General features: G+C 70.9%; 21 protein-coding genes. 3 read left to right on the forward strand and 18 right to left on the reverse strand.

All coding sequences use genetic code 11. The features are described 5' to 3' along the window. The first annotated feature begins 58 nt into the window (after positions 1–58). Positions 59–874 (forward strand): tyrosine-protein phosphatase, encoded by an 816-nt coding sequence (locus ACFVYR_RS01555; protein WP_384247498.1) that lies wholly within the window; start codon positions 59–61, stop codon positions 872–874. A gap of 11 nt (positions 875–885) precedes the next feature. Here the strand turns inward: ACFVYR_RS01555 and ACFVYR_RS01560 are convergent, their stop codons facing one another. The 18 genes from ACFVYR_RS01560 to ACFVYR_RS01645 all read right to left on the reverse strand — a co-directional run bounded on the left by ACFVYR_RS01560 (position 886) and on the right by ACFVYR_RS01645 (position 20,988). After that, positions 886–1,002, reverse strand: a complete 117-nt coding sequence (locus ACFVYR_RS01560; protein WP_362326896.1) for a DUF6126 family protein — start codon at positions 1,000–1,002, stop codon at positions 886–888. 53 nt (positions 1,003–1,055) lie between these two features. Beyond that, positions 1,056–1,706, reverse strand: coding sequence for a helix-turn-helix domain-containing protein (locus ACFVYR_RS01565; RefSeq protein ID WP_384247501.1), 651 nt, complete (start codon positions 1,704–1,706; stop codon positions 1,056–1,058). A gap of 88 nt (positions 1,707–1,794) precedes the next feature. Further along, a complete protein-coding gene (locus ACFVYR_RS01570; protein ID WP_384247503.1) occupies positions 1,795–3,180 on the reverse strand; it encodes an aspartate aminotransferase family protein in 1,386 nt (461 codons plus the stop codon). Further along, positions 3,177–5,087, reverse strand: coding sequence for a 1-deoxy-D-xylulose-5-phosphate synthase (dxs, locus tag ACFVYR_RS01575; protein WP_384247506.1), 1,911 nt, complete (start codon positions 5,085–5,087; stop codon positions 3,177–3,179). Before dxs ends, ACFVYR_RS01570 begins: the two co-directional genes overlap by 4 nt. 85 nt (positions 5,088–5,172) lie before the next feature. Beyond that, complete coding sequence (gene hpnH / locus ACFVYR_RS01580) at positions 5,173–6,195, reverse strand: adenosyl-hopene transferase HpnH (RefSeq protein ID WP_384247508.1); 1,023 nt, start codon at positions 6,193–6,195, stop codon at positions 5,173–5,175. Between the two features lie 5 nt (positions 6,196–6,200). Next, positions 6,201–6,854, reverse strand: a complete 654-nt coding sequence (locus tag ACFVYR_RS01585) for a 1-hydroxy-2-methyl-2-butenyl 4-diphosphate reductase (protein WP_384247511.1) — start codon at positions 6,852–6,854, stop codon at positions 6,201–6,203. After that, positions 6,854–8,920 carry a squalene--hopene cyclase gene (gene shc, locus ACFVYR_RS01590; RefSeq protein WP_384247513.1) on the reverse strand — a complete coding sequence of 689 codons (2,067 nt, stop codon included), beginning with the start codon at positions 8,918–8,920 and terminating at the stop codon, positions 6,854–6,856. Before shc ends, ACFVYR_RS01585 begins: the two co-directional genes overlap by 1 nt. Positions 8,921–9,054: 134 nt before the next feature. Then, entirely contained in the window at positions 9,055–10,188 is a 1,134-nt protein-coding gene (locus ACFVYR_RS01595; protein WP_384247516.1) for a polyprenyl synthetase family protein, read from the reverse strand. Next, positions 10,185–11,594 (reverse strand): hydroxysqualene dehydroxylase HpnE, encoded by a 1,410-nt coding sequence (gene hpnE, locus ACFVYR_RS01600; RefSeq protein WP_384247991.1) that lies wholly within the window; start codon positions 11,592–11,594, stop codon positions 10,185–10,187. The genes ACFVYR_RS01595 and hpnE overlap by 4 nt, the downstream gene beginning before the upstream one ends. Positions 11,595–11,718: 124 nt before the next feature. Continuing rightward, on the reverse strand, positions 11,719–12,669 hold the full coding sequence (hpnD, locus tag ACFVYR_RS01605; protein ID WP_384247519.1) for a presqualene diphosphate synthase HpnD: 951 nt from the start codon (positions 12,667–12,669) through the stop codon (positions 11,719–11,721). Beyond that, entirely contained in the window at positions 12,666–13,565 is a 900-nt protein-coding gene (hpnC, locus tag ACFVYR_RS01610) for a squalene synthase HpnC (protein ID WP_384247521.1), read from the reverse strand. The genes hpnD and hpnC overlap by 4 nt, the downstream gene beginning before the upstream one ends. Before the next feature lie 348 nt (positions 13,566–13,913). Beyond that, entirely contained in the window at positions 13,914–14,717 is an 804-nt protein-coding gene (locus ACFVYR_RS01615) for an ABC transporter ATP-binding protein (protein WP_384247992.1), read from the reverse strand. Next, positions 14,692–15,630 (reverse strand): ABC transporter permease, encoded by a 939-nt coding sequence (locus tag ACFVYR_RS01620; RefSeq protein ID WP_384247523.1) that lies wholly within the window; start codon positions 15,628–15,630, stop codon positions 14,692–14,694. The genes ACFVYR_RS01615 and ACFVYR_RS01620 overlap by 26 nt, the downstream gene beginning before the upstream one ends. A gap of 95 nt (positions 15,631–15,725) precedes the next feature. After that, positions 15,726–16,607 (reverse strand): glycosyltransferase family 2 protein, encoded by an 882-nt coding sequence (locus ACFVYR_RS01625; RefSeq protein ID WP_384247994.1) that lies wholly within the window; start codon positions 16,605–16,607, stop codon positions 15,726–15,728. Between the two features lie 35 nt (positions 16,608–16,642). Continuing rightward, complete coding sequence (locus tag ACFVYR_RS01630; protein ID WP_079074470.1) at positions 16,643–17,422, reverse strand: CDP-alcohol phosphatidyltransferase family protein; 780 nt, start codon at positions 17,420–17,422, stop codon at positions 16,643–16,645. After that, positions 17,400–18,464, reverse strand: a complete 1,065-nt coding sequence (locus ACFVYR_RS01635; protein WP_384247525.1) for an iron-containing alcohol dehydrogenase family protein — start codon at positions 18,462–18,464, stop codon at positions 17,400–17,402. The genes ACFVYR_RS01630 and ACFVYR_RS01635 overlap by 23 nt, the downstream gene beginning before the upstream one ends. Next, positions 18,452–19,189, reverse strand: a complete 738-nt coding sequence (locus ACFVYR_RS01640; RefSeq protein WP_384247527.1) for a sugar phosphate nucleotidyltransferase — start codon at positions 19,187–19,189, stop codon at positions 18,452–18,454. Before ACFVYR_RS01640 ends, ACFVYR_RS01635 begins: the two co-directional genes overlap by 13 nt. Beyond that, complete coding sequence (locus tag ACFVYR_RS01645; RefSeq protein ID WP_384247995.1) at positions 19,186–20,988, reverse strand: DUF5941 domain-containing protein; 1,803 nt, start codon at positions 20,986–20,988, stop codon at positions 19,186–19,188. Before ACFVYR_RS01645 ends, ACFVYR_RS01640 begins: the two co-directional genes overlap by 4 nt. A gap of 362 nt (positions 20,989–21,350) precedes the next feature. Here ACFVYR_RS01645 and galE point away from each other — a divergent pair, with 362 nt between their 5' ends. Together galE and ACFVYR_RS01655 are read left to right on the forward strand one after the other, a co-directional pair. Further along, positions 21,351–22,334: a UDP-glucose 4-epimerase GalE gene (gene galE / locus ACFVYR_RS01650; protein WP_384247529.1), complete on the forward strand. Its 984-nt coding sequence runs from the start codon at positions 21,351–21,353 to the stop codon at positions 22,332–22,334. Positions 22,335–22,513: 179 nt separating this feature from the next. Continuing rightward, positions 22,514–23,452: a cation diffusion facilitator family transporter gene (locus tag ACFVYR_RS01655; protein ID WP_384247997.1), complete on the forward strand. Its 939-nt coding sequence runs from the start codon at positions 22,514–22,516 to the stop codon at positions 23,450–23,452. Positions 23,453–23,532: the final 80 nt, after the last annotated feature.

Below are 23,532 nucleotides of genomic sequence, written 5' to 3' on the forward strand. Positions count from 1 at the left end.
TCGTCGAAGACGCATTCACCGGCGAGCCGCGCCGGCCCGCAGAGCCCGAGGAGAGCCCGTGACGCAGCAGGTCCCGCCGACAGAGCTGGCAGAGTCGGCAGAGCCCGAGCTCGCCGGAGTGCGCAACTTCCGCGATGTGGGCGGACTGCCGACGGTGGACGGCCGGCGCGTACGCGCGGGCGTGCTGTTCCGCAGCGGTCACCTGGCGCACGCCACCGCGACCGACGCCGCGTTCCTCACGTCCCTGGGCCTGCACACGGTCTTCGACTTCCGCAACGCCGCCGACCAGCGGCTCGAAGGCCCCGACATCGCGCTGCCCGGCGTACGCAACGTGAATCTGCCGCTGACCGACCCGGCCGACGGCGCCGAGTTCTGGAAGATGGTGCGCGACGGCGACCTCGACCAGCTGCGCTCGATCCTCGTCGGCGGCAGGGCCGCGGAGCGGATGATGAGCGCCTACCGCGCGATCATCAAGGAGCGCACCGCCGAGCACGGCAAGGTGCTGCACGCGCTCGCCGAGGACAGCGTGCCCGCCCTGATGCACTGCGCGGCGGGCAAGGACCGCGCGGGCCTCTCCATAGCCGTGACGCTGCTCGCCGTGGGCGTCGAGCGCGACGCCATCGAGGCGGACTACCTCGAGTCGAGTGCGTCGCACCGCCGCTACAAGGTCCAGCGCAGCGACAGCTCCCCGAACGCGATGGCGCCCGAGATCGTGGAGCTCCTCGACCCCCTCTTCGACGCCCGATCCGAGTACCTGGCGGCGGCGTACGAGACGATCGAGGAGACCTGGGGCGATGTCGACACCTACTTGGCCGAGGGCCTGAAGCTGAGCGCCGGGACCCGCGAGCGCCTTCGCGAGCGTCTGCTCGACTGAGCGGGCGGCCCCTACTGGTTCTGCGCGCCCAGCTCGAACAGCAGGTAGATGAAGGCCGCGAAGATGTGGCCCACCGCGACGTAGATGATCAGGCGGACCCAGAGCGCCCTGGGGAACTTCTCCTCCATGGTGCTGGGGTCGGGCCGCCTGGGCCGGAGGGGTTCCTGCTGTTCCGGTTCCGTCATGTCGGGTCTCCCTGAGTGGGGCCGCCGAGGCACAGCGCGGTGGCGGGGCTCTGCAGCAAGGTGTGGACGAAGAGGAGATCGGCGCCGTCCCGGTCGGCGGCGGCGATCCGGTGCGGGGTCAGCGAGTCGAAGTGCGCGCTGTCCCCCGGTCCGAGGGTGTGCGCCGTGTCCCCCAGACGCAGCCGAAGGCGTCCCTTCAGGACGTACAGCCACTCCTCACCGGGGTGGACGCGCACGATGTCGCCCTGCGCCCCGTGCGGCACGTGCACGCGCAGCGCCTGCATGCCGCGTCCCGGGGCGCCCGCCTGCCAGTAGGTCCAGCCACCGGCCCGGGTCGGCTCCATGTCCGAGGCGCGGACCACCGCGTCCCGGTCGGCGACCGTCTCGCCGAGCAGCTCCGAGACCGTCGTACCGTAGACACGTGCGAGCGTGAGCAGCATCGGCAGCGAGGGCTGGCGCTGCCCCGTCTCCAAGCGGGACAGATGGGCGGGCGAGAGCCCGGCGGTACGGGCGGCGGCCTCCAGGGTGAGAGAGGCGCGGCGGCGCAGTTCGCGCAGCTGGGGCGCCACGGCGGGCAGCGCGTCGGCCGCCGGTGACGGCTCGGCGGCCGCCCCGGGATCGGGCTCCGTGGGCTCGGCAGGGCTCATACCCTGATTGAGCCAGAGCTTTGCCCCCCGGGCAAACTTCTTGCCCGAGAGGCAAAATCCGTCGGCTCCGGCGGGTGGCGCCCGGCTCTCAGCGGTTCGCGACCGCCTGCTTCACCAGCGTCCTGCCGAAGTCCCACATCAGGCCGCCACCACTGTGCGCGTCGTCCATCACCGCCGTGAAGGCCGCCACGAACCGGTCCACCTCCCGCTCCCCCACGGTCAGCGGCGGGATCAGCTTGATGACCTCCAGGTGGTCCCCGGAGACCTGGGTCAGGATGCGGTGCTTCTGCAGCAGCGGTACGACGACCATCTGCGCGAAGAGGCCCTTGCGGGCGGCCTGCAGCATCGTCCAGCGTCCGCGCAGCTTCAGCGACTTGGGGCGGCCGAACTCGATGCCGGTCATCAGTCCGCGGCCACGCACCTCGCTCAGCAGCTCGTAGCGGTCCACGAGCGCGGCAAGCCGGGTCTTGAGCAGCTCGCCCGTGACCCGGGCGTTCTCGACGACCTTCTCGTCCTCAAGGACGGAGAGGACGGCGAGACCGGCCGCCATGGCCTGCGCGTTGGAGCCGAAGCTCGCCGAGTGCACGAGCACCCGGTCCATCGACGAGTAGACCTTCTTGAAGATCCAGTCCTTGCCGAGGGTCGCGCCGACCGGCACATAGCCGCCCGACAGCGCCTTGGCCACGCAGACGAGGTCGGGCTCGACACCCTCCTCGTGCTGGTACGCGTAGAAGTCGCCGGTCCTGCCGAGGCCGGTCTGCACCTCGTCGGCGATCAGCAGCGCCTTGTGCCGGTGCAGCAGCTCCTGGGCCTCGCGCAGGTATCCGGGCGGCGCCTCGTGCACGCCCTTGCCCTGGATGGGCTCGACGATGAGCCCGGCGACGTCGCCCTTCCGCAACTCCCGGCGCAGCGCGTCGAGATCGCCGAGCGGCACCGCGGTGTCGGGAAGCAGCGGTGCGAAACCGTCCCGGAATCCGTCCTCGCCGTTGACGGAGAGCGCGCCGGTCGTCAGCCCGTGGAAGGCGTGCGCGCAGTAGAGCACCCTCGGCTTCCCGGTCGCGTACCGCGCGAACTTCAGCGCCGTCTCTACAGCCTCCGTACCGCTGTTGCCGAAGAAGACCCGGTCCAGGTGCGGGCTGTGCGTGAGCAGCCGCTCCGCGAGCAGGCCGGGCAGCGGCTGGCAGTCGAAGCGGGTGAGGTCGGCGAGCGAGGCGTCCAGGACGTCGTGCAGCGCCTTGCGTACGACGGGGTGGTGTCGGCCGAGGCCCATGACGCCGAAGCCCGCGAGCATGTCGAGGTAGTCGTTGCCCTCCGCGTCCCAGAAGTACGCGCCCTCGGCCCGCTCGTAGACCTTGTCGAAACCGATGGTGTGCAGCATTCGCGGCAACTGGTGATTGAGGTGCCGGGCGTGCAGTTCGTACCGCTCGGCGCCGCGCTCGGCGAGGAGACTGCCGAGGTCGAACTCCTTGGTCATGCGCTGTACTCCTTGCCTGAACCCTGCGTCCGCGCGCCCTCCTTGGCCGCGAGCGTGGCGCTGATCCGTCCCGCGATGTCGACCGGGGTGAGCCCGATGTCGGCGAGGACCTCGCCCCGTTTGGCGTGCGCGAGGAACTGCTCGGGGATCCCGAACCGCCGTACGGGCACGTCCACTTCGGCCTCGCCGAGCGCCAGCGCGACCGCGGCGCCGACCCCGGACGCGCGGCTGTTGTCCTCGACGACCGCCACCACCCGGTGCCTCGCGGCGAGCCCGGGCAGCTCGGCGTCGACCGGCTTGACCCAGCGCGGGTCGACGACCGTGCAGCGCAGGCCGCGCGCCCGGAGCAGCTCGGCGGCCTGCAGACAGACGGGCGCCATCACCCCGACCGCGACGAGCAGCACCTCGGGGTCGGCGTCCTGGAGCAGCAGGTCCATGCCGCCGAGCCGGTCCACGGCCGGGATCGCGGGCCCCACCGACTCCTTGGGGAACCGGATCAGCGTCGGCGCGTCGTCCACGGCGACCGCTTCGCGCAGCTGCGTTCGCAGTTGTCCTGCATCGCGCGGCGCGGCGATCCGCAGCCCCGGTACGACCTGGAGGACCGACATGTCCCACATGCCGTTGTGCGAGGCGCCGTCGACACCCGTGACGCCGGCCCGGTCGAGCACGAAGGTGACCCCGCACCGGTGCAGCGCCACGTCCATCAGGAGCTGGTCGAAGGCGCGGTTGAGGAAGGTGGCGTAGACGGCGACGACCGGATGGAGGCCGCCCGTCGCGAGCCCGGCGGCCGACACCGCGGCGTGCTGCTCCGCGATGCCGACGTCCCACACCCGGTCGGGGAAGGCCTCGGCGAACTTGGTCAGGCCGACCGGGCCCGGCATGGCCGCGGTGATGGCGACGACGTCGGCGCGCTCGGCGCCGATGCGGACGATCTCGTCGGCGAACACCGAGGTCCAGGAAGGGCCGTTGGACGGCGCGAGCGGCTCGCAGGTGAGCGGGTCCATGACGCCTACGGTGTGGAAGCGGTCCGCCTCGTCGGCGAGGGCGGGCTCGTAGCCGCGGCCCTTCTCCGTCAGGCAGTGGACGATCACGGGGCCGTGGAAGCGTTTCGCGCGTCGCAGGGCCGACTCGACGGCGCCGATGTCGTGCCCGTCGATCGGCCCGACGTACTTGAGCCCCAGGTCCTCGAACATGCCCTGCGGCGCGAAGGCGTCCTTGAACCCCTTCTTGGCGCCGTGCAGCGACTCGTACAGCGGCTGTCCGACGACGGGCGTGCGCTGGAGTACGTCCTTGCCCCAGGCGAGCACCCGCTCGTACCCGTCCGTCGTACGGAGCGTGGCGAGGTGGTTGGCGAGGCCGCCGATGGTCGGGGCGTACGAGCGTTCGTTGTCGTTGACGACGATGATCAGCGGCCGGTCCTTGGCGGCCGCGATGTTGTTCAGCGCCTCCCAGGCCATGCCGCCGGTGAGCGCGCCGTCCCCGATGACCGCGACGACGTGCCCGCGCTCGCCGAGGACGTCACGCGCCTTGGCGAGGCCGTCCGCCCAGCCGAGCGCGGTCGACGCGTGGCTGTTCTCGACGATGTCGTGTTCGGACTCCTCGCGCGAGGGGTAGCCCGAGAGGCCGCCCTTGCCGCGGAGTTTGGAGAAGTCCTGGCGTCCGGTGAGCAGCTTGTGCACGTAGCTCTGGTGGCCGGTGTCCCACACGAGCCGGTCCACGGGCGACTCGAAGACCCGGTGGAGGGCGATGGAGAGCTCCACCACCCCCAGATTGGGCCCGAGGTGACCGCCCGTCCTGGCGACCGCGTGCACCAGGAACTCCCTGATCTCCCCCGCCAGTTCGTCCAGCTCGGCCCCGGAGAGCCCCTTCAGGTCCCGCGGCCCCCGGATGGTCTCGAGAATGGTCATGCTCGGGCCCCCTCTCTGGTCGGTCCCATCTCACGGCGACGGAGGGCACCCCTGACGGAGTGCCCTCGACCGCCCGTTCATGACGTCACCCGCGGTTTCCCGAGACCGTCTCGCGGGCCGCGCGGATGGACTCCTTGAGGGAGCCCATGGTGGCGAGGACGGCGGTCGGCTCGTACCCGCAGTGGGCCATGCAGTTGGCGCAGCGCGGGTCCTTGCCGCGGCCGTACTTGTTCCAGTCGGTCTCCTCGATGAGCTGGCGGTACGTGGGGACGTAGCCGTCGCTCATCAGGTAGCAGGGGCGCTGCCAGCCGAAGAGCGAGTAGTTCGGGATCGCCCACGCGGTGCACGGGAAGTCCGCCTTGCCCTCCAGGAAGTCCAGGAAGAGCGGCGAGTGGTTGAGCCGCCAGCGCCGCCGGTTGCCGCCGGCGAAGGCCTTCTTGAAGAGCTCCCTGGTCTGCTCGACACCGAGGAAGTGCTCCTGGTCGGGCGCCTTCTCGTAGGCGTAGGCGGGCGAGAGCATCATCTCGTCGACCTGGAGGTCGTCGTTGAGGAAGTTCAGGACCTCGATGATGGTCTGCGGGGTGTCGGTGTTGAAGAAGGTCGAGTTGGTGGTGACGCGGAAGCCGCGCTTCTTGGCCTCCTTGATGGCCTCCACCGCCTCGTCGAACACGCCCTCCTTCGCGACGGACTCGTCGTGCCGCTCCCGCATGCCGTCGATGTGCACCGCGAACGCGAAATACGGCGAGGGCGTGAACTTCTCGATCTTCTTCCGCAGCAGCATGGCATTGGTGCAGAGGAAGACGTACTTCTTCTTCGCCACCAACTGCCGCACGATCTCATCGATCTGAGGATGCATCAGCGGCTCGCCGCCGGCGATGGAGACCATCGGCGCACCCGACTCAAGAACGGCGCCCACGGCCTGGGCCACCGGCATGCGCTGCTTGAGCACACCGGCCGGGTGCTGGATCTTGCCGCATCCCTCGCACTTCAGGTTGCAGGCGAAGAGCGGTTCCAATTCGACGATCAGTGGGAACTTGTCCCGCTTGCGCAGCTTCTGTTCAAAGAGATACGTAGCGACCTTGATGGACTGGCGAAGCGGCATGGCCATCTGGCTCACCTCCGGGGGAGCAGCGAAGAACGGTGCCATTCAAAGAAAGCCGGGAGCACGGCACGGAGAACGCGGAAAGCCGATATTCCACCGCGCACCGTGCCGATGCGGACGAGTTCGTGCTGGGGTGCGTCCACGACCACCCGGACGGCGGCAACGGACCGCCGCCCGGCGTGTACGGCGCTGTGCAGCGTCGCGGCGGACTCCATGTCCACGGCGATCGCGCCGGTGGCCAGGAGGTCACCGCGCTCCGGGCCGCGGACGACGTGGTCGGAACCGGTCAGCGGTCCGGTGTGCACGGCGCGTCCGGGCACGGCCCGCACCAGCTCCTCGACCAGCAGACCGGTTCCCGTACAGGTCGTGCTGCCGCGCGCGTCCCTGGTCTCCTCGGCGACGACGAGGTCGCCGGGGTGCATACCGGGGGCGAGTCCGGCGCAGAAGCCGGTGGCCAGGACGGCCGCGTCGCGCAGGGTTTCCTTGCCGAGCGCACCGCTGACGGCGCGCTCGGCGTTCTTGGGGCCCATGCCGGTGCGCAGCACGGTCATGGTGCCGGGGGCGCCGCTGCGGTCGCCCGTACGCAGGGCGAGGCGCTCGATGCCGAGCGCGCAGGCGATCAGCAGCGGCGCGGGGCCCGGCCGCGGGGCCGGGGTCGCTGTCATCAGCCGCCCTTGCCGGCGTGTGCGGCGGCGCCCGGTGCGAAAGGCTCGCCGTTGACGTACCGGCCGAGCGCGGTGAGCGGGAACACCTGCCGGTACAGGTGGTAGTTGATGGAGAAGTCCCAGGGGAAGCCGGTGCCGGTGAAGTACGGCTCGTCCCAGGAGCCGTCCTCGCGCTGCGCCTCGGCGAGCCAGGCGATGCCCCGCTCCACGGCCCTGCCCTCGCGCTCCCCCGCGGAGAGCAGCGCGAGCAGCGCCCACGCCGTCTGCGAGGCGGACGACGTGCCGTGTCCGACCCAGCCGCGGTCGCGGTAGGAACGCAGGTCCTCGCCCCAGCCGCCGTCGTCGTTCTGCACCGACTCGACCCAGGCGACCGCGCGCCGGATCGCGGGGTGCGATGCCGGTAGCCCGGCGGTGACCAGGGCGGGCACCACCGAACCCGTGCCGTAGATGTAGTTGACGCCCCAGCGCCCGAACCAGGCGCCGTTCTCCTCCTGTTCGGCGAGGAGCCACTCGATGCCGCGCCGGGTGCGCGGGTCGCGGGACCTGCCCTCGACGGCGAGCATCTCCACCACGTGCCCGGTGACGTCGGCGGACGGCGGGTCGATGACCTCGCCGAAGTCGCAGAACGGCAGCCGGTTGGGGAAGGGGCTCGTGTTGTCGACGTCGAACGCGCCCCAGGCGCCGTTCTTCGACTGCATGCCGAGGTTCCAGCGCACCCCGCGCTCGATGGCGTTCTCCAGGCGGGCCTTGTCCGGGTGCGCGACCCGGCGCAGCGCGAGGGCGACCTCGGCGGTGTCGTCGATGTCGGGGTAGTTGTCGTTGTGGAACTCGAACGCCCAGCCGCCCGGCGTCAGTCCGGGCCTGCGCACCGACCAGTCGCCGGGCCGCACGATCTGCTCGCCGAGCATCCAGTCGGCGGCCTTGACCAACTGCGGGTGATCCGGGGGCAGTCCGGCGTCGGCGAGGGCGATGGTGGCCAGACAGGTGTCCCATACCGGTGACTGGCAGGCCTCGATCATGCGGGCGCCGTCCTCGCGCCACACGGCGAACCGGTCGAGGGAGTCGAGTCCGGCCTTGAGGACGGGGTGGTCCAGGTCGTAGCCGAGCAGATGCAGCGCGATGATCGAGTAGACGGCGGGCGGCTGGATCCCGCCCCAGCACCCGTCGTTCTCCTGTCGCTCGATGATCCAGCGCGCGGCGCTGTTCATCGCCGCCTTGCGCAGCCGGCGCGGCGCGACCTTGTGGTAGACGTGCAGCACCTTGTCGAGCCGCTCGAAGACACCATCCCAACTGGCCACGGGGGCGAGGGGCTTGGCGGGGTTGGGGTCGCGCGGGTCGGTGTGCAGTTCGTCGAGGGCGAAGGGCGCGGGGCGCACCGGCCGCTTGGCGGAGACGATGGTGAGCGGCACTATGGTCTGCCGCGCCCAGCAGCCGAAGTCGTAGATGTTGAGCGGGACCCACTTGGGGAAGTAGATGAGCTCCGGCGGGAGTTCGGGCAGGTCGTCCCACTTCCACCAGCCGAAGAGGGCGAGCCAGATCCGGGTGAAGACCCGGGCCGAGGCGATGCCGCCCCGCTCACGGATCCACGCGGAGGCCTTCGCCATGTGGGCCTCGTCGGGCCGGTCGCCGGCCAGGCGCAGCGCCACGTACGCCTCGATGGTGGTGGAGAGTTCGCCGGGCCCGCCGAAGAAGGTGGCCCAGGTGCCGTCGTCGCGCTGCTGGCCGCGGATGAAGAGCGCGGCGGCGCGGGTGGTCGGCTCGTCCCTGATCCCGAGGAACTGGCGCAGGAGGAGGTCCTCGGCGTCCATGGTCACATTGGTCTCGAGGTCGCCCTTCCACCATCCCTGGGCGTCCTGCCGGGAGAGCAGGAATTCGGTGGACCGGCGCATGGCGCGCTCGGCGGCCTCGCGGGTGCCCACGGTCGCGACGGCCGTGTCGCTCCGGTCGACGGGTTCGGCGGGCCGGCCGGCGAGTTCGGTGGACGGGTCGACAAATTCGGTGGGCTGGCTGGCCGAGGCTGCGCGGGGCGGGGCCGCTCCGGTGCTTCCGTCGGTCGTCGCTGTCATGGCTTCCCCTTCGTGCAGTGCGGTGGCTACGTCTGCTGTGGGTCCGCCGTCGGCCGGCGCGACGCGCCGGCCGGCGACTGCCTGGATCTTCGGGGGTCACCCCTCGGAGATCCCGGATGTCCGCGCAATAGTGATCATCTCTCTCGTACGACGACGAAGTCCGCGAGCGCGACGAGCTGCGCCCGCACCCGCTCGGGCATCCGCACGGAGTCCAGCGCCTCGATGGCGATGGCGTGCTGGCGCCGGGCCTCCTTGGCGGTCCACTCGCGGCCGCCCGCCTCCTCGATCAGGGCGGCGCGCGCGGCGAACTCCTCCTCGGAGAAGTTCTCGAACTCACTGCTCTTGGCGTCGGCGGCGAGCAGTTCGCCGAGCCGCTCGGACGCGGGGCCGCCGGCGGCGAGCGCGGCCACCACGGGCAGCGACTTCTTGCGCTGGCGCAGATCGCTCCACGTCTGCTTGCCGGTGGCCTCCGGGTCGCCCCAGATACCCAGCAGGTCGTCCACGGCCTGGAAGGCGAGGCCGAGGTGGTAGCCGTACTTCTCCAGGGTGTCGGCGGTGCGGTCGTCCGCGCCGCCGAGGACGGCGCCGATGGAGACCGCGCAGGCGAGCAGGGCGCCGGTCTTCTTGCCCTCCATCTCCAGGCACTCCTCGACGGTGACCCGGTCGCGGTGCTCGTAGCTGATGTCCTGGGCCTGGCCGTCGATCAGCGCGCGGGTCGCGGTGATGAGGCGGCGGGTGGCGCGGCCCGCCTCGACGGTGCCGAGTTCGAGGAGGATCTCGTTGCCGAGCGCGAAGAGGGCGTCGCCGACGAGGATGGCCTGTGCCGGGCCGTGCACCTTCCACACCGTGTCGCGGTGGCGGCGCTGCTCGTCGCCGTCCATGAGGTCGTCGTGCAGCAGCGAGAAGTTGTGTACGAGCTCGACGGCGACCGCGCCGGGGACGCCGACCTCGGGAGGCGCGCCGGCCGCCTCGGCGGAGAGCAGGGCGAGCGCGGGACGCACGGCCTTGCCGCCGTCGCCGTCGGACGGGTTGCCCTCGGCGTCGATCCAGCCGAAGTGATAGGCGGCGACGGTGTCCATGGGCGGCGCCAGACGGTCCACCGCGGCCCGCAGCACCGGGGTGGCCAGCGTCCTTCCTTGTTCGAGGGTTGAGGTCACGTCCACCGTGTCGGCAGCCGTTTTCTCGGCCGAGGGCACAGTCGGCACAGTTTCTCCTCTTGTTCCGGTGCTGGTTCTCTGGGGACCTGACCCCAGAAGGTCGAGCTTCACGCCGCCGCCTCCTCGAACGAGAAGAGGTGGTCACGGGGGCGGTCCAGGGTGGAGAGGGCCGCCTCGGCCGCGCTGATGCCGCTGCGTACGGCGCCCTCCATGGTCGCGGGCCACCCGGTGGCGGTCCACGCGCCCGCGAGGTACAGGCCGCGGGCCTTGGTGCGGGCACCGGGGCGGAGCCTGCCGACGCCGGGGGTGGGCGCGAACGTCGCCGTGCGCTCGCGGGTGACGAAGAAGTCGCGCACCTCGGCGCCGTGCGCGGCGGGCAACAGCCGCTCGAGCTCGGGGAGATAGCGCTCTCTGAGCGCGGCGACGGGCGCGTCGATCTCGTTCTGCGCGGCCGACTGGGAGAGCGCCAGGTACTGCCCCTCGGCGAGCCCGGACGCCTCGGTCCGGTCGAAGACCCACTGCACGGGGGTGCCGAGGGCGGCGAAGAACGGCCGCTTGAGCACCTTCCTGTCGTACACGACATGGATGTTGAGGATCGGCGCGTTGTCGATGTCGAGCAGCCGGTCGGGCCGGTCGAGCGCGCCGTCCGGGAGGAGATCGTGCGCCTCGTGCTGCGGCACGGCGAGTACGACGCTTTCGGCCTCGATGCTCTCGCCGGGAACGTCCACGCGCCAACCGCCGTTCTCCATACGGGAGATGGAGGTGGCTCGTGTCTTCAGTTCGGTACGGACTCCCGCGGCGTCGAGCGCCCTGCGGGCCAGCTTGTCGTGCAGATCACCGAGAGGCGCGCGGGCCCAGCCGATGTCGGCGGCGCCCGGTTCGGAGAGCAGCCCGGTCTTGAACACCATCGCGGCGAGCCCCAGCGAGGCGTCGCCCGCGACGGCGTTGAGCGTCGCGACGCCCACGAGGTCCCAGAGGGCCTCGATGGCGCGCGCCGACTGGCCGTGCCGGGCCAGCCAGCTGCCGAAGTCCTGGCCGTCGAGCACCGGGTCGGCCGGGTCGAGCTTCTTGAGGGCGAGCGCCGCGCGCCCGACGTTGGCGCGCTCGGCGAGCGACAGATGCGGGTACGTGGCGAGGCTCGACGCCAGATGCAGTGGTACGGGCAGCGCGGTGCGCCGAAGGCGTCCGAGACGGTTCCGGTCGGCGTCGAGCACGGGCACGTCGAGACGTTCCTGCAGGGGCGCGAGGTGCGCCCCCTCGATGCGGTCGAGGAACCACCGGTAGGCGGTGCAGCAGCGCAGATAGACGTGCTGGCCGTTGTCGACGGTCAGCTCGCCGCGCTTGAAGGAGAACGCGAGGCCGCCGAGGCGCGGCCGTCCTTCGAGCAGCGTCACGCGCAGGCCCGCGTCGGCGAGCGCGAGCGCGGCGGTGACGCCCGCGAGGCCGCCGCCGACCACCACGGCGGCCGCCCCTCCGGGGCGGCCTGCGGCGTCCACGTTCAGCCCTTCCGGCTGCATGTCCTCACTCTTCATGCACCCACCCCTTCGGCCGTTGAAGTCTGGGACGCGATCTTGGGGCGGAGGGTTGCGCGCCGCTTCGCGGGCGCCGTCCCAGCTGCCCCGCGAGCACTCCGGGCGCACATCACGCACGCCTCCGGACGGTCTGCCGTGACACGCTCCGCGCGTCGAACCCGGACAGGCCGCGCACCGCGACGTACGCCTTCTCGCGCCCCGGCAGCGAGACACGTCCGCGCAGGACCGCTTCGGGATCACGCTCGATGCGGTCGAGCAGCCTGCGGTAGATGCCGGCCATGGCCGCGACGCAGGCGCCGCTGCGCCGGTCAAGCATGGGCAGCAGGCGGTAGCCCTCGGCGAACAGGGCCCGCGCGCGGCGCACCTCGAAGTGGACGAGGCCCGCGAAGTCGGATCCGGCGGGTGGCTCGGAGCCGGAGAACCCGGCCGCGCAGCCGAACTTGGCGAGGTCGTCGGCGGGCAGGTAGGTGCGGCCGTCCTGCGCGTCCTCGCGAACGTCACGGAGAATGTTGGTCAGTTGGAGCGCGAGGCCGAGCGTGTCGGCATACTCCGGCGCGCGCTCGGCATGGAGCGCCCCGCGTTCGGTGCCGAACACGCCGAGCGAGAGCCGTCCGATGGCCCCCGCCACACAGCGGCAGTAGACCTTGAGGTCCTCCCACGTCTCGTACGTCCCGCCGCGTACGTCCATGAGGACCCCGTCGATCAGCTCGTCGAGGCCGTCCATGGGGATCGGGAAGTGCTGTGCCGCGTGCGCGAGGGCGACGGCCACCGGGTCGGTGTCGTCCTCGGGAACGCCGCCCGCGCGGATCCGGGCAACCAGCGCCCGGGTGTCGTCGAGCCTGGCCGCCTTGGTCTCCGGCGCGAGCGCCCCGTCGCCGATGTCGTCCACCCGCCGCGAGAGGGCGTAGAGCGCGGACATGGCCCGCCGCTTCGGCGCCGGCAGCAGCCTGATGCCGTACGCGAAGTTGCGCGCCTGCTGCCCGGTCACGGTCTCGCAGTAGCTGTACGCGGCGAGCACCGGCGCGGACACGCGCGGATCCGACTCCACTGCCCGGCTCACCCCTCTCCTCGCAGAACTGCACCCGCCTCGCGCAGCATGCGTGGCTTGGTGGGTCTGGGCGGTCCGGGAAGCACGTCGTACCCGGCGGCGGCGATCGCCCGGACCGACGCCCTCCCTCCTGCCACGAATCCGGCCAGCAGCAGCTTCAGCCTGCCGTGGACGCTACCCACCAGGGGGGTGCCTTCATTCAGGAGGCCGCTGACGCGTTCCGCTTCGTAGGCGACGAGGGCGCGCACCGACGCTCCCGCTGTCGGCCGGGACAGATCTGACTCGCTCACGTGGAACCGCTTCATATCCTCAACCGGCAGGTAGATGCGGCCGCGCCGCAGGTCTTCGGCGACGTCCTGGATGTGCTCGACGATCTGCAGCCCGGTGCAGACGGCGTCCGAGCGGCGGATGCGCTCGGGGGTCGCCGTGCCGGTGATGGCCAGGACGAGACGGCCGATCGGGTTCGCGGAGAGGGCGCAGTACGCCACGAGGTCGTCGAAGGTCTCGTAGCGCGTGACGGACTGGTCCTGACGGTTGGCCTCGATCAGGCCGCGAAAGGGCTCCACGGTCAGCGTCCCGCGCTCGGCGGCCGGCCGCAGCGCCCGCACCAGCGGGTGCCCGGCGCCGGAGCCGTCGAAGACCTTGTCGAGGTCGGCCCCGACGGCGTCGAGGAGCCTCAGCGGGTCGTCGGCGCCGGGTCCTTCGAGGCCGAGGTAGCGGGCGTGGCCGGCCTCGGGCGCGAGGTCGCCGTCGCCGATGTCGTCGATGAGGCGGACGACGCCGTAGACGGCCATCAGGTCGTCGCGCCAGGCCCGGGGCAGGAAGAAGGGAGCCACCGGGAAGTTTTCGTCCGCGGCCTTGTCGAGGACGGCGGATGCATCGCGGAGCCGGAGATCATCCGTAGCCATTGCCGTCACATCTCCCGTTCTACACTGCCGACCCAATACATCCCATTTCGGACACGCCGCCCGGCCCCCTGCGAGGCGGACCGTGCTCCGAGCCGGGGCGCCGCGCGATATCGCCCCACTTGCCGCGAATCAGCACCGCTACAGCTTACGTTGTACAACCCCGCGCGCATCGTCGGGGTGTTCAGCGCATCACAACAACACACCGATTGGCGTCAAACTTCCCTGGCCGCCGGGGAGTTGAGTGGCTCAAGAGGCTCCTGGGAACACCATGTCATGACAGTGCCCCGCCGGAATCCTCCCGGCGGGGCACTGTTGTCGAACAAATGCACGTTCGATGGCTCAAACGGGCTACTTGCCCGTGAACTTCTCGTACTCCTTTATGACCTCGTCGGTCGGGCCGTCCATGCGCAGCTCGCCGCGCTCCAGCCACAGCACGCGGTCGCAGGTGTCGCGGATCGACTTGTTGTTGTGGCTGACCAGGAAGACCGTGCCGGCCTCCTTGCGCAGCTCGCGGATGCGGGCCTCGGAGCGCTTCTGGAACTTGCGGTCGCCGGTGGCGAGCGCCTCGTCGATCATCAGGACGTCGTGGTCCTTAGCCGCCGCGATGGAGAAGCGCAGCCGGGCCGCCATGCCGGAGGAGTAGGTGCGCATCGGCAGGGTGATGAAGTCGCCCTTCTCATTGATGCCCGAGAAGTCGACGATCTCCTGGTAGCGCTCCCTGATCTGCTCGCGGGACATGCCCATCGCGAGGCCGCCGAGGATGACGTTGCGCTCGCCCGTCAGGTCGTTCATCAGTGCCGCGTTCACACCGAGCAGCGAGGGTTGGCCGTCGGTGTAGACCTTGCCCTGCTCGGCGGGGAGCAGGCCCGCGATGGCGCGCAGCAGGGTGGACTTGCCGGAGCCGTTCGAGCCGATCAGGCCGATGGCCTCGCCGCGGTAGGCGGTGAAGCTGACACCGCGCACGGCGTGCACCTTGCGCACACCGCGCTCCTCGCCGCGCCGGAGCATGCGGCTGAGCGCGGAGGTCGCGCTGCCCTTGCCCGTCTTCGCGCCGTTGACGCGGTAGACGATGTGCAGTTCGTCGGCGATGACGGTGGGGATGTGCCCCTTGCCGGCGTTCTTGTCGTCAGCCACGGCCGTAACGCTCCTCAGCCTTCCAGAAGTACACGAAGCCGACCACGCCGAGCACGACGGCCCAGCCCACGGCGAAGGCCCACACATGCGGCGGCAGGTAGGAGGAGCCGTAGTCGTCGATCATGGCGAAGCGGATCAGGTCCATGTAGATGGAGGCCGGGTTCCACTGGAGCACGTCCCCGATCCAGCCGGGCACGTCCTTCTTGTCCGCGAGCATCGCCGGGATGCTGAACATGACGCCCGATGCGTACATCCAGGTGCGCATCACGAACGGCATCAGCTGCGCCAGGTCGGGCGTCTTGCTGCCCATCCGGGCGAAGATCAGCGCCAGGCCGGTGTTGAAGACGAACTGCAGCACCAGGGCGGGCAGCACGAGGAGCCAGGAGAAGGTGGGGTAGATCCCGAACCCGACCATGATCAGGACGAGCACGATCATCGAGAAGAGCAGCTGCTGGAGCTGCTGGAGCGCGAAGGAGATCGGCAGTGAGGCCCGCGGGAAGTGCAGGGCCCGCACCAGGCCGAGGTTGCCCGAGATCGCCCGCACGCCCGCCATCACCGAGCTCTGCGTGAACGTGAAGACGAAGACACCCGTCACCAGGAAGGGCACGTAGATCTCGTGCGAAATGCCCTTACGCGCGCCGAGGAGCAGCCCGAAGATGAAGAAGTAGACCGCCGCGTTCAGCAGCGGCGTCGCCACCTGCCACAGCTGGCCGAGCTTGGCCTGGCTGTACTGGGCGGTCAGCTTCGCCTGGGAGAAGGCGAGGATGAAGTGGCGCCGTCCCCAGAGCTGGCGGACGTACTCGAAAAGTCCGGGCCGGGCGCCGCTGACGGTCAGACCGTACTTCTCGGCGAGTTCGGCCCGGGAGAGCCCGTCATCGGGCGACGGGGACGCGGTCACCGCGACTCCGCCGTCATGCGTTGTCTCACTCACGAGTGGAAACTTTCGTCTTCAGATGCGCAGCCGGTCGGGCGTAGGCATGGGCCAGGGACCGGGGTATGGCCCGAATGCTCTCAGACCCGAGCTTGTCAGATGACAGGAGGTCGGCCCAGCCGGGTCAGCCGCCACACCGTACGCCACTTCATGGGCCTGCGAGGTCCGCAGGGCGTGGTCCAGCCCTCCTTGAAGCCGCCGAACCAGGCCTTCAGGGCCGGGCCCGAGGGGCGCCGGGCGAGAGTGAGGAGCAGCCAGACGCCGAGGTAGACCGGGACGAGGAGCGCGGGGAGGTTGCGGCGGGCGAGCCAGACGCGGTTGCGGGCCACCATGCGGTGGTAGACCGCGTGCCGGGAGGGCGCCGTCGTGGGGTGGAGCAGGACCATGTCGGAGCGGTAGTCGATCATCCAGCCGGCGTTCAGCGCGCGCCAGGCGAGGTCGGTCTCCTCGTGCGCGTAGAAGAACTCGCCGGGCAGGCCGCCGACCTCGGCGAGGACCTTGGTGCGGACGGCGTTGGCGCCGCCGAGGAAGGTCGTCACGCGCGAGGAGCGCATCGGGTCGGAGGCCCGCAGGCGCGGCACGTGGCGGCGCTGGGTCTCTCCCGTGTCCGGGTCCGCGATGCGGAAGCTGATGATGCCGAGCTCCGGATCGGCGGCGAAGGCCTCGCGGCACAGCTGGGCCGTGTCCATGGTGGCGAGGAGCCCGTCGTCGTCCAGGAAGAGCAGGATGTCGACGTCGGTGCCGCCGGGGCCGAAGGCCTCGATGCCGACGTTGCGGCCGCCGGGTATGCCGAGGTTCTCGGGCAGCTCGACGGTGCGTACAACCGACGAGGACTCCGCGACGTCCGGCACCGGGGCGCCGTTGCCGACCACGACCACCTCGACCGGGTCGCCGTCCTGCTTGGCGACCGAGTCGAGGAGGGCGCGCAGTTCCTGCGGCCGGTTGCCCATCGTGATGATGACGGCGCCGACCTTCAGCTTCCGTGCCGAGGTGCTCGGGGTGCTCGGGGTTATCACTTCAGCCTGCTCGATACGAGGATGGACACGAGGTGGAGCAGGGTCTGAAGCAGCGCGATGCCCGCGAGCACGGCGACGCCGAGGCGCGAGAAGAACAGGTCGCCCCTGGCCTGGTCCACGAACGCGATCACCAGGATCAGCAGCGACGCCTCGACGCCGAGGATCAGGCGGTGGAACTTGAGCGCCGCGGCGGCCCTGCGGGCCAGCGCCATCCCGGAGGAGCGCGGCTCGGCGGCCGACTCCTTGACCGGCTCCTTGCCCGTCTGGTGGCGGGCGACGCCGACGAGGTCGGTCTCGGCCTTGATCAGGATGGCCCCGAGCGCGGCCAGCGTGCCGAGGAAGGCCCACAGCCAGTCGATGCGTCCCGAGCCCCAGATGTCGGCGGCGCGCAGCCCGAAGCCGACCAGGACCGCGGCGTCGCACAGGTAGGCGGCGACCCGGTCCAGGTAGACCCCGGCCATCGAGTACTGCTTCTTCCAGCGGGCGATCTCGCCGTCGACGCAGTCGAGCAGCAGGTACAGCTGGACCGCGAGCACGCCGAGCACGGCGCCCGTGATTCCCGGCACGAGGAGGGCCGGGGCGGCGAGGGCGCCGGCCACGGTCATCACGTAGGTCAGCTGGTTGGGCGTGACCTTCGTGTTCACCAGGTGCCGGTCGATGCGCAGGGAGACCTCGCGCATGTAGAGCCGGCCCGCCCAGTGTTCGCCGCTCCGCCGGTCCTTCACCCCCGGGGGGTGAACAACCGGGCGGAGCTCAGCTACCGATGGCTTTTGCATAGTCGGCGTATGCGTCCCTGATCTGGTCGGTGGACAGGTCGAGGTGTTCGAGGATCGTGTAGCGGCCGGGCCGGGTCTGCGGAGCGAACTCCACGACCTGGACGAACTCCTCCACGGTGAAGCCGATCTCCGCCGGCAGCACGGGCAGGCCGTGGCGGCGCAGCACCGAGGCCATGTACGCCGACTCCTCGCGGGCACCGCGCAGGTGCATCGCGAACGCCGCGCCCAGGCCGCACTGCTCGCCGTGGCTCGCGGCGCGCTTGGGGAAGAGGAGGTCGAAGGCGTGGTTGATCTCGTGGCAGGCGCCGGACGCCGGGCGGGAGTCGCCCGACACGGACATCGCGATGCCGGTGAGGACCAGGCCCTCGGCCAGGACCTGGAGGAAGCTGTCGTCGCCGACGCCGCCGGGGTGGCGGAGCACGGCCTCGCCGGCCTGGCGCGCCATGGCGGCCGCGAGGCCGTCGATGTCCTCGCCACGCTCGCGGGCTGCGAGTTCCCAGTCCCGGATCGCGGAGATGTTGGACAGGGCGTCGCCGATGCCGGAGCGGACGAAGCGGACGGGCGCCTCACGGATCACATCGAGGTCGATGACGACCGCTATGGGGTTCGGCACACCGTACGAGCCGCGGCCCGCGTCGTTGTCGAGCGTCGCGACGGGCGAGCAGAGGCCGTCGTGCGACAGGTTCGTCGCGACGGCGACCAGCGGCAGGCCGACGCGCGCCGCGGCGAACTTGGCGCAGTCGATGATCTTGCCGCCGCCGAGCCCGACGACCGCGTCGTAGCGGCCCTTCTTCATGGCGTCGGCGAGCTTGATGGCGTCGTCGAGCGTGCCACCGCCCACTTCGAACCACTCGGCGCCCGGCAGCGACTCCATGAGGCGGTCCCGCAGGACCGCACCGGAGCCACCGCTGATGGCGATGGCCAGTTTGCCGGTCGACGAGCAGATCCGCTGGTCGGCGAGGACACCGGCCAGGTCGTTGAGCGCCCCCGGCCGGATGTCGACGACGACCGGCGAGGGGATGAGCCTCGTCAGTACTGGCACGCGATCTCCCGGCCCTTGGCGAGGTCGTCGTGGTTGTCGATCTCGACCCACGAGACGTCGCCGATCGGGGCCACGTCCACCTTGAAACCGCGGTTGACGAGCTCCTGGTAGCCGTCCTCGTAGTAGAGGTCGGGGTCGCGCTCGAAGGTGGTCTTCAGCGCGTCGGCGAGCTCGTCGGCGGCGGAGCCCTCGATGAGGGTGACGCCGATGTACTCACCGGTGGCCTCGGCCGGGTCCATCAGCTTGGTGATGCGCTGCACGCCCTTGGCGTCGTCGACGATGACCTTCATCTCCTCGTCGGCGAGCTGCTTCACCGTGTCGAGGGCGAGGATGATCTTCTGGCCGTTGCCGCGGGCGGCGAGCAGCGTCTTCTCGACGGAGACGGGGTGCACGGTGTCGCCGTTGGCGAGGATCACGTCGTGCTTGATGGCGTCACGGCCGCACCACAGGGAGTAGGCGTTGTTCCACTCCTCGGCCTTGTCGTTGTCGATCAGGGTCAGCTTGAGGTTGTACTTCGCCTCGAGCGCCGCCTTGCGCTCGTAGACGGCCTCCTTCTTGTAACCGACGATGATCGCGACCTCGGTGAGACCGATCTCGGCGAAGTTGCCGAGCGTCAGGTCGAGGATCGTGGTCTCCCCGTCGACGGGCACCAGAGCCTTGGGCAGGGTGTCCGTGTAGGGACGGAGACGCCGTCCGGCGCCTGCGGCAAGGACGAGGCCGATCATGCGGGTTCTCCTTCATCGTGTACGGCGGGTGCGCCACGCTTGTGAGCGGTCACCCAGAAGCGGATGCTCTCGACGAGCACCACGAGTGCCACGGCCACGGCGAGTGCCGTGAGCGCGACGGTGAAATCTGTGGCGGGCAGCAGGGTCGCGGCCAGCGCGACCACGAGGGTCCTGCCGTCCTGGCCGCCGATCGTCCGCACCAGCCAGCGCGGGGGCGCGCCGGTGCCTCCCTTGATGCGGTACACCGTGTCGTAGTGATGGTAGGCGACCGCCGCCACGAGCCCGAAAGCCGCGGGAAGCGCCCCGTTCATATCGGCTTTGGCCGCCAATACCAGAATCGTGCCGTACTCGGCGGCGCGGAAGAACGGCGGGACCAGCCAGTCGAGGGGACCCTTGAGGGGCATGATCAGCGCGAGACCCGAGAGGGCGACGTAGAACGCGGCCGCGACCACGACGGCAGGCCCGCCGTAGGGGGCGGTCAGGCTTGCGGTGACGACCACGGCGCCGCCGACGAAGGCGAGCACCGGGGCGGGCCGCAGCCACGTCCGGGGCCGGAGGGCGGCGAAGGACGAGGCGAGCGGGCCGTTGTCGGCCAGGTCGGCGAGGGCGTGTGCGGCCCGGTCGGTGCGGGTCGCCTTGCGGGTGAGCGAGCGCAGGACGCGTCCTGCCGTGGTGTAGCAGGCGGCGAGCGCGCAGCCGATGAGCAGGACGACAAGGGTGACGCGCGGGGTGGTGACCGCGGTGAGCACGGCGATCATCGCCCAGCGCTCGCCGATGGGCAGCACGATCATCCGGCGCAGCCAGACCGTCCAGCCGACGCTGTCGAGCTTGTCCGAAAGGGCCGCGGTGGGGCTGGTGTTGGCGGTCGCGTCGTGATTCGCCTCGTTGAAGGAGAAGTCCACGACGTGCCGGCAGGTCTGGAGGACCATCGCGCCGAGCGCGAGCGCCCATACGTCGTCACCGCCGCGGGCGGCGCCGAGCGCGAGGCCCGCGTAGTAGGCGTACTCCTTGGCGCGGTCGAACGTCGCGTCCAGCCAGGCGCCCAGCGTCGAGTACTGCAGGGAGTAGCGGGCGAGCTGCCCGTCGGTGCAGTCCAGGACGAAGGAGAGGAGCAGCAGCAGGCCCGCCGCGACGAAGCCGCCGCGCGTGCCGGTCGCCGCGCAGCCCGCCGCGATCAGGGCGGTGAGCAGCGAGGCGGTGGTGACCTGGTTCGGGGTCAGGCCCCGGCGGGCGCACCAGCGGGCGATGTAGCGCGAGTAGGGGGAGATGCAGTACGTCGTGAAGAAGCCGTCTCGCGACTTGACCGCGGTGCGCAGGCGTACGGCCTCGTCGTCGACGGCGGCGACGGCCTGGCGCGCCTCGTTGCGTGCCTGCGGGTCGCTGGGCACGGTGGCGACGAGGGTGCCGAGGTCGGGGCGGTGCACGTCGGTGGCGCCGGACTCCATGGCCGCCGCGATGCCGTCCGGGAGCGTGTCGAGCGTCACGACGCCGCCCGTGTTGCCCACGGTGGCGCGCAGGGCGCGGGTCAGTTCCGTGCGCGCCTCCGGTTTGGCGGTGACGGCGCCGGGCACGGCGCAGGCGGCGAAGCGGGGGTCGGTGAGGCCGAGACGCAGCGCGTGGACGTGTCCGACGAAGCGCGCGTCGACGACCGCGACGCGCTGGTCGCCCGGCACGGCGGCGAGCAGCGTCTCGGCGTCCGCCGCGTCGGAGGCGACCCGCACGTCGAAGCCCAGGGACCGCAGATCGCCTTCGAGCGGCGACCCGGGGACCGGCTGACCGGTGAGGATGGCGGTCGACAGACGAACTCACTCCTTGAGTCCCGGCGCGGCTCGCGCCGGGCACATGCGTAAGGGGAGCGCCCCTGGCCACGGCGGCCGGGCGGCACGTCGGCAGAGGCTATCGGATGATGGGAAGCGGGCGTTCATCACCCGTTCACGCCCCGATAAGAGCCTGTGTCATCACTCCGGCCAGGTGGCGCCCACCCGGCCGGGGTCATGGCACAGGCTCTCAGGGCGGCCTGCGAGGGCCTCGGCCTTCGCGATCATCATGGTGGATGGGGGGCCACGCTCACAAACCGCACCCGCCCCGCGCCCGGCTTGCCCGGATAGCGGCCATAGCGACCACCTGTTCCGCACCGCGCCGTCGCTTAGTGTGGGCGCCCATGACATGGCTGATCACGGGTGGAGCGGGATACATCGGGGCACATGTGGCGCGGGTCATGGCCGGTGCCGGGGAGGGTGTCGTCGTGCTGGACGACATCTCCTCAGGGGTGCCGCAGCGGCTGCCCGCGGACATGCCCCTCGTGCGGGGCTCCTCGCTGGACGGGAAGCTGCTGCGCCGGGTCTTCGCCGAGTACGGCGTCACCGGGGTGGTGCACCTCGCGGCCCGCAAGCAGGTCGGGGAGTCGGTGGAGCAGCCGCTGCGCTACTACCGGGAGAACCTGGGCGGCCTGACGACGCTGCTCGAAGCGGTCGCCGAGGCCGGTATCACGCGGTTCGTGTTCTCCTCGTCGGCCGCGGTCTACGGCAATCCGCCGGACGCGGAGTTCGTGCGGGAGGACACACCCTGCGTCCCGGTGAGCCCCTACGGCGAGACGAAGCTCGCCGGGGAGTGGCTGGTGCGGGCCGCCGGGCGGGCGCACGGCATCGGGACCGTCTGTCTGCGCTACTTCAACGTGGCGGGCGCCGCCTCCCCCGAGCTCGCGGACACCGGGGTCTTCAACGTGATCCCGATGGTCTTCGACCGGCTGATGCGCGACGAGCCGCCGCGGATCTTCGGCGACACCCACCCGACGCCGGACGGCACCTGCGTGCGCGACTACGTCCACGTGTCCGATCTCGCCGAGGCGCACCTGGCGGCGGCCCGCCGTCTCACCGACGGCGCCGAGGGCGATCTGACGGTGAACATCGGGCGGGGCCGTGGCGTCTCCGTACGCGAGCTCGTCACGCTCATCGGCGAGGTGAGCGGGGACACCCGGCCTGCGCTCGTCGAACCGGCGCGGGCGGGCGACTCACCGCGCGCCGTGGCCGACGCCCGCCTCGCGGCCGAGGAGCTGGGCTGGACGGCCAGGCGCGGGGTGCGCGAGATGGTGGAGTCGGCGTGGGCGGGCTGGTGCCTGCACCACCCGGGAGCGCGCCGCGACTGACCGCGCCCACGTCCTGACCTGCACCCTCGCCCTGTCGGCAACCATTGCCATTTCCGCAGGTCAGGGAGATGACAACGGTGTTCAGTGCCGCGTTGCCAGATACCCCCCACCCGTAGTTCACTGTGGTCGCGCGACCAGCGGACGGGGCGGGACCGATGACCGACACGGGAGGCGGCTCCATGGGGGCTGGGCACGATCACGGACACACACACGGGGCACCCGCCACGGGGACCGCGGCCAACGCCTACAAGGGGAGGCTGCGCACAGCCCTCGCGATCACGGTCACGGTCATGGTGGCCCAGATCGTGGGCGGCCTCATGGCGGACTCGCTCGCGCTGGTCGCGGACGCGGCGCACATGGCCACGGACGCCCTCGGCCTCGGCATGGCGCTGCTCGCCATCCACTTCGCGAACCGGCCGGCCACGGAGAACCGCACCTTCGGCTATGCGCGCGCCGAGATCCTCGCCGCGCTCGCCAACTGCCTGCTGCTGCTCGGCGTCGGCGGCTATGTGCTGTACGAGGCGGTCGAGCGGTTCATCACGCCCGCCCGGACCGAGGGCGACCTCGCCATCTACTTCGGCGTCTTCGGCCTCGTCGCCAACATGATCTCGCTGTCGCTGCTGATGCGCGGCCAGCGGGACAGCCTCAATGTGCGCGGCGCCTTCCTGGAGGTCGTGGCCGACACCCTCGGTTCGGTCACGGTCATCGTCGCGGCCGCCGTGATCATGCTCACCGGCTGGCAGGCCGCCGACCCAATCGCCTCGCTCGTCATCGGCGTCATGATCGTCCCGCGCACGGTCAAGCTCCTCAAGGAGACCTTGAACGTGCTCCTGGAGTCGGCCCCCAAGGGTGTCGACATGGCGGAGGTGCGGGCCCACATACTCGCCCTGCCCGGCGTCGAGGACGTCCACGACCTGCACGCCTGGACCATCACCTCGGGCCTGCCGGTGCTCTCCGCGCACGTCGTGGTGAGCACCTGCACCCTCGACTCGATCGGCCACGAGAAGATGCTGCACGAACTGCAGGGATGCCTGGGCGACCACTTCGACGTCGAGCACTGCACCTTCCAGCTGGAGCCGGGCGGGCACGCGGAGCACGAGGCGAAGCTCTGCCACTGAGCCCCGGCTCCGCCTCTCCGGAGCACGGCGCCGTGGTCACCGCCGGTGCTATCCTGGCCAGAGTTCTTGAGTTTCCTGGA

The organism is Streptomyces sp. NPDC058284, from assembly GCF_042881135.1.
Lineage (GTDB): Bacteria > Actinomycetota > Actinomycetes > Streptomycetales > Streptomycetaceae > Streptomyces.

Excerpts from the sequence above, each read along its gene's own strand:
- ACFVYR_RS01560 (WP_362326896.1), bottom strand. The coding sequence starts at position 1,002 with ATGGAGGAGAAGTTCCCCAGGGCGCTCTGGGTCCGCCTGATCATCTAC.
- ACFVYR_RS01565 (WP_384247501.1), bottom strand. The coding sequence starts at position 1,706 with ATGAGCCCTGCCGAGCCCACGGAGCCCGATCCCGGGGCGGCCGCCGAG.
- ACFVYR_RS01570 (WP_384247503.1), bottom strand. The coding sequence starts at position 3,180 with ATGACCAAGGAGTTCGACCTCGGCAGTCTCCTCGCCGAGCGCGGCGCC.
- dxs (WP_384247506.1), bottom strand. The coding sequence starts at position 5,087 with ATGACCATTCTCGAGACCATCCGGGGGCCGCGGGACCTGAAGGGGCTC.
- hpnH (WP_384247508.1), bottom strand. The coding sequence starts at position 6,195 with ATGGCCATGCCGCTTCGCCAGTCCATCAAGGTCGCTACGTATCTCTTT.
- ACFVYR_RS01585 (WP_384247511.1), bottom strand. The coding sequence starts at position 6,854 with ATGACAGCGACCCCGGCCCCGCGGCCGGGCCCCGCGCCGCTGCTGATC.
- shc (WP_384247513.1), bottom strand. The coding sequence starts at position 8,920 with ATGACAGCGACGACCGACGGAAGCACCGGAGCGGCCCCGCCCCGCGCA.
- hpnE (WP_384247991.1), bottom strand. The coding sequence starts at position 11,594 with ATGCAGCCGGAAGGGCTGAACGTGGACGCCGCAGGCCGCCCCGGAGGG.
- hpnC (WP_384247521.1), bottom strand. The coding sequence starts at position 13,565 with ATGGCTACGGATGATCTCCGGCTCCGCGATGCATCCGCCGTCCTCGAC.
- ACFVYR_RS01630 (WP_079074470.1), bottom strand. The coding sequence starts at position 17,422 with ATGCAAAAGCCATCGGTAGCTGAGCTCCGCCCGGTTGTTCACCCCCCG.
- ACFVYR_RS01640 (WP_384247527.1), bottom strand. The coding sequence starts at position 19,189 with ATGATCGGCCTCGTCCTTGCCGCAGGCGCCGGACGGCGTCTCCGTCCC.
- galE (WP_384247529.1), top strand. The coding sequence starts at position 21,351 with ATGACATGGCTGATCACGGGTGGAGCGGGATACATCGGGGCACATGTG.
- ACFVYR_RS01655 (WP_384247997.1), top strand. The coding sequence starts at position 22,514 with ATGGGGGCTGGGCACGATCACGGACACACACACGGGGCACCCGCCACG.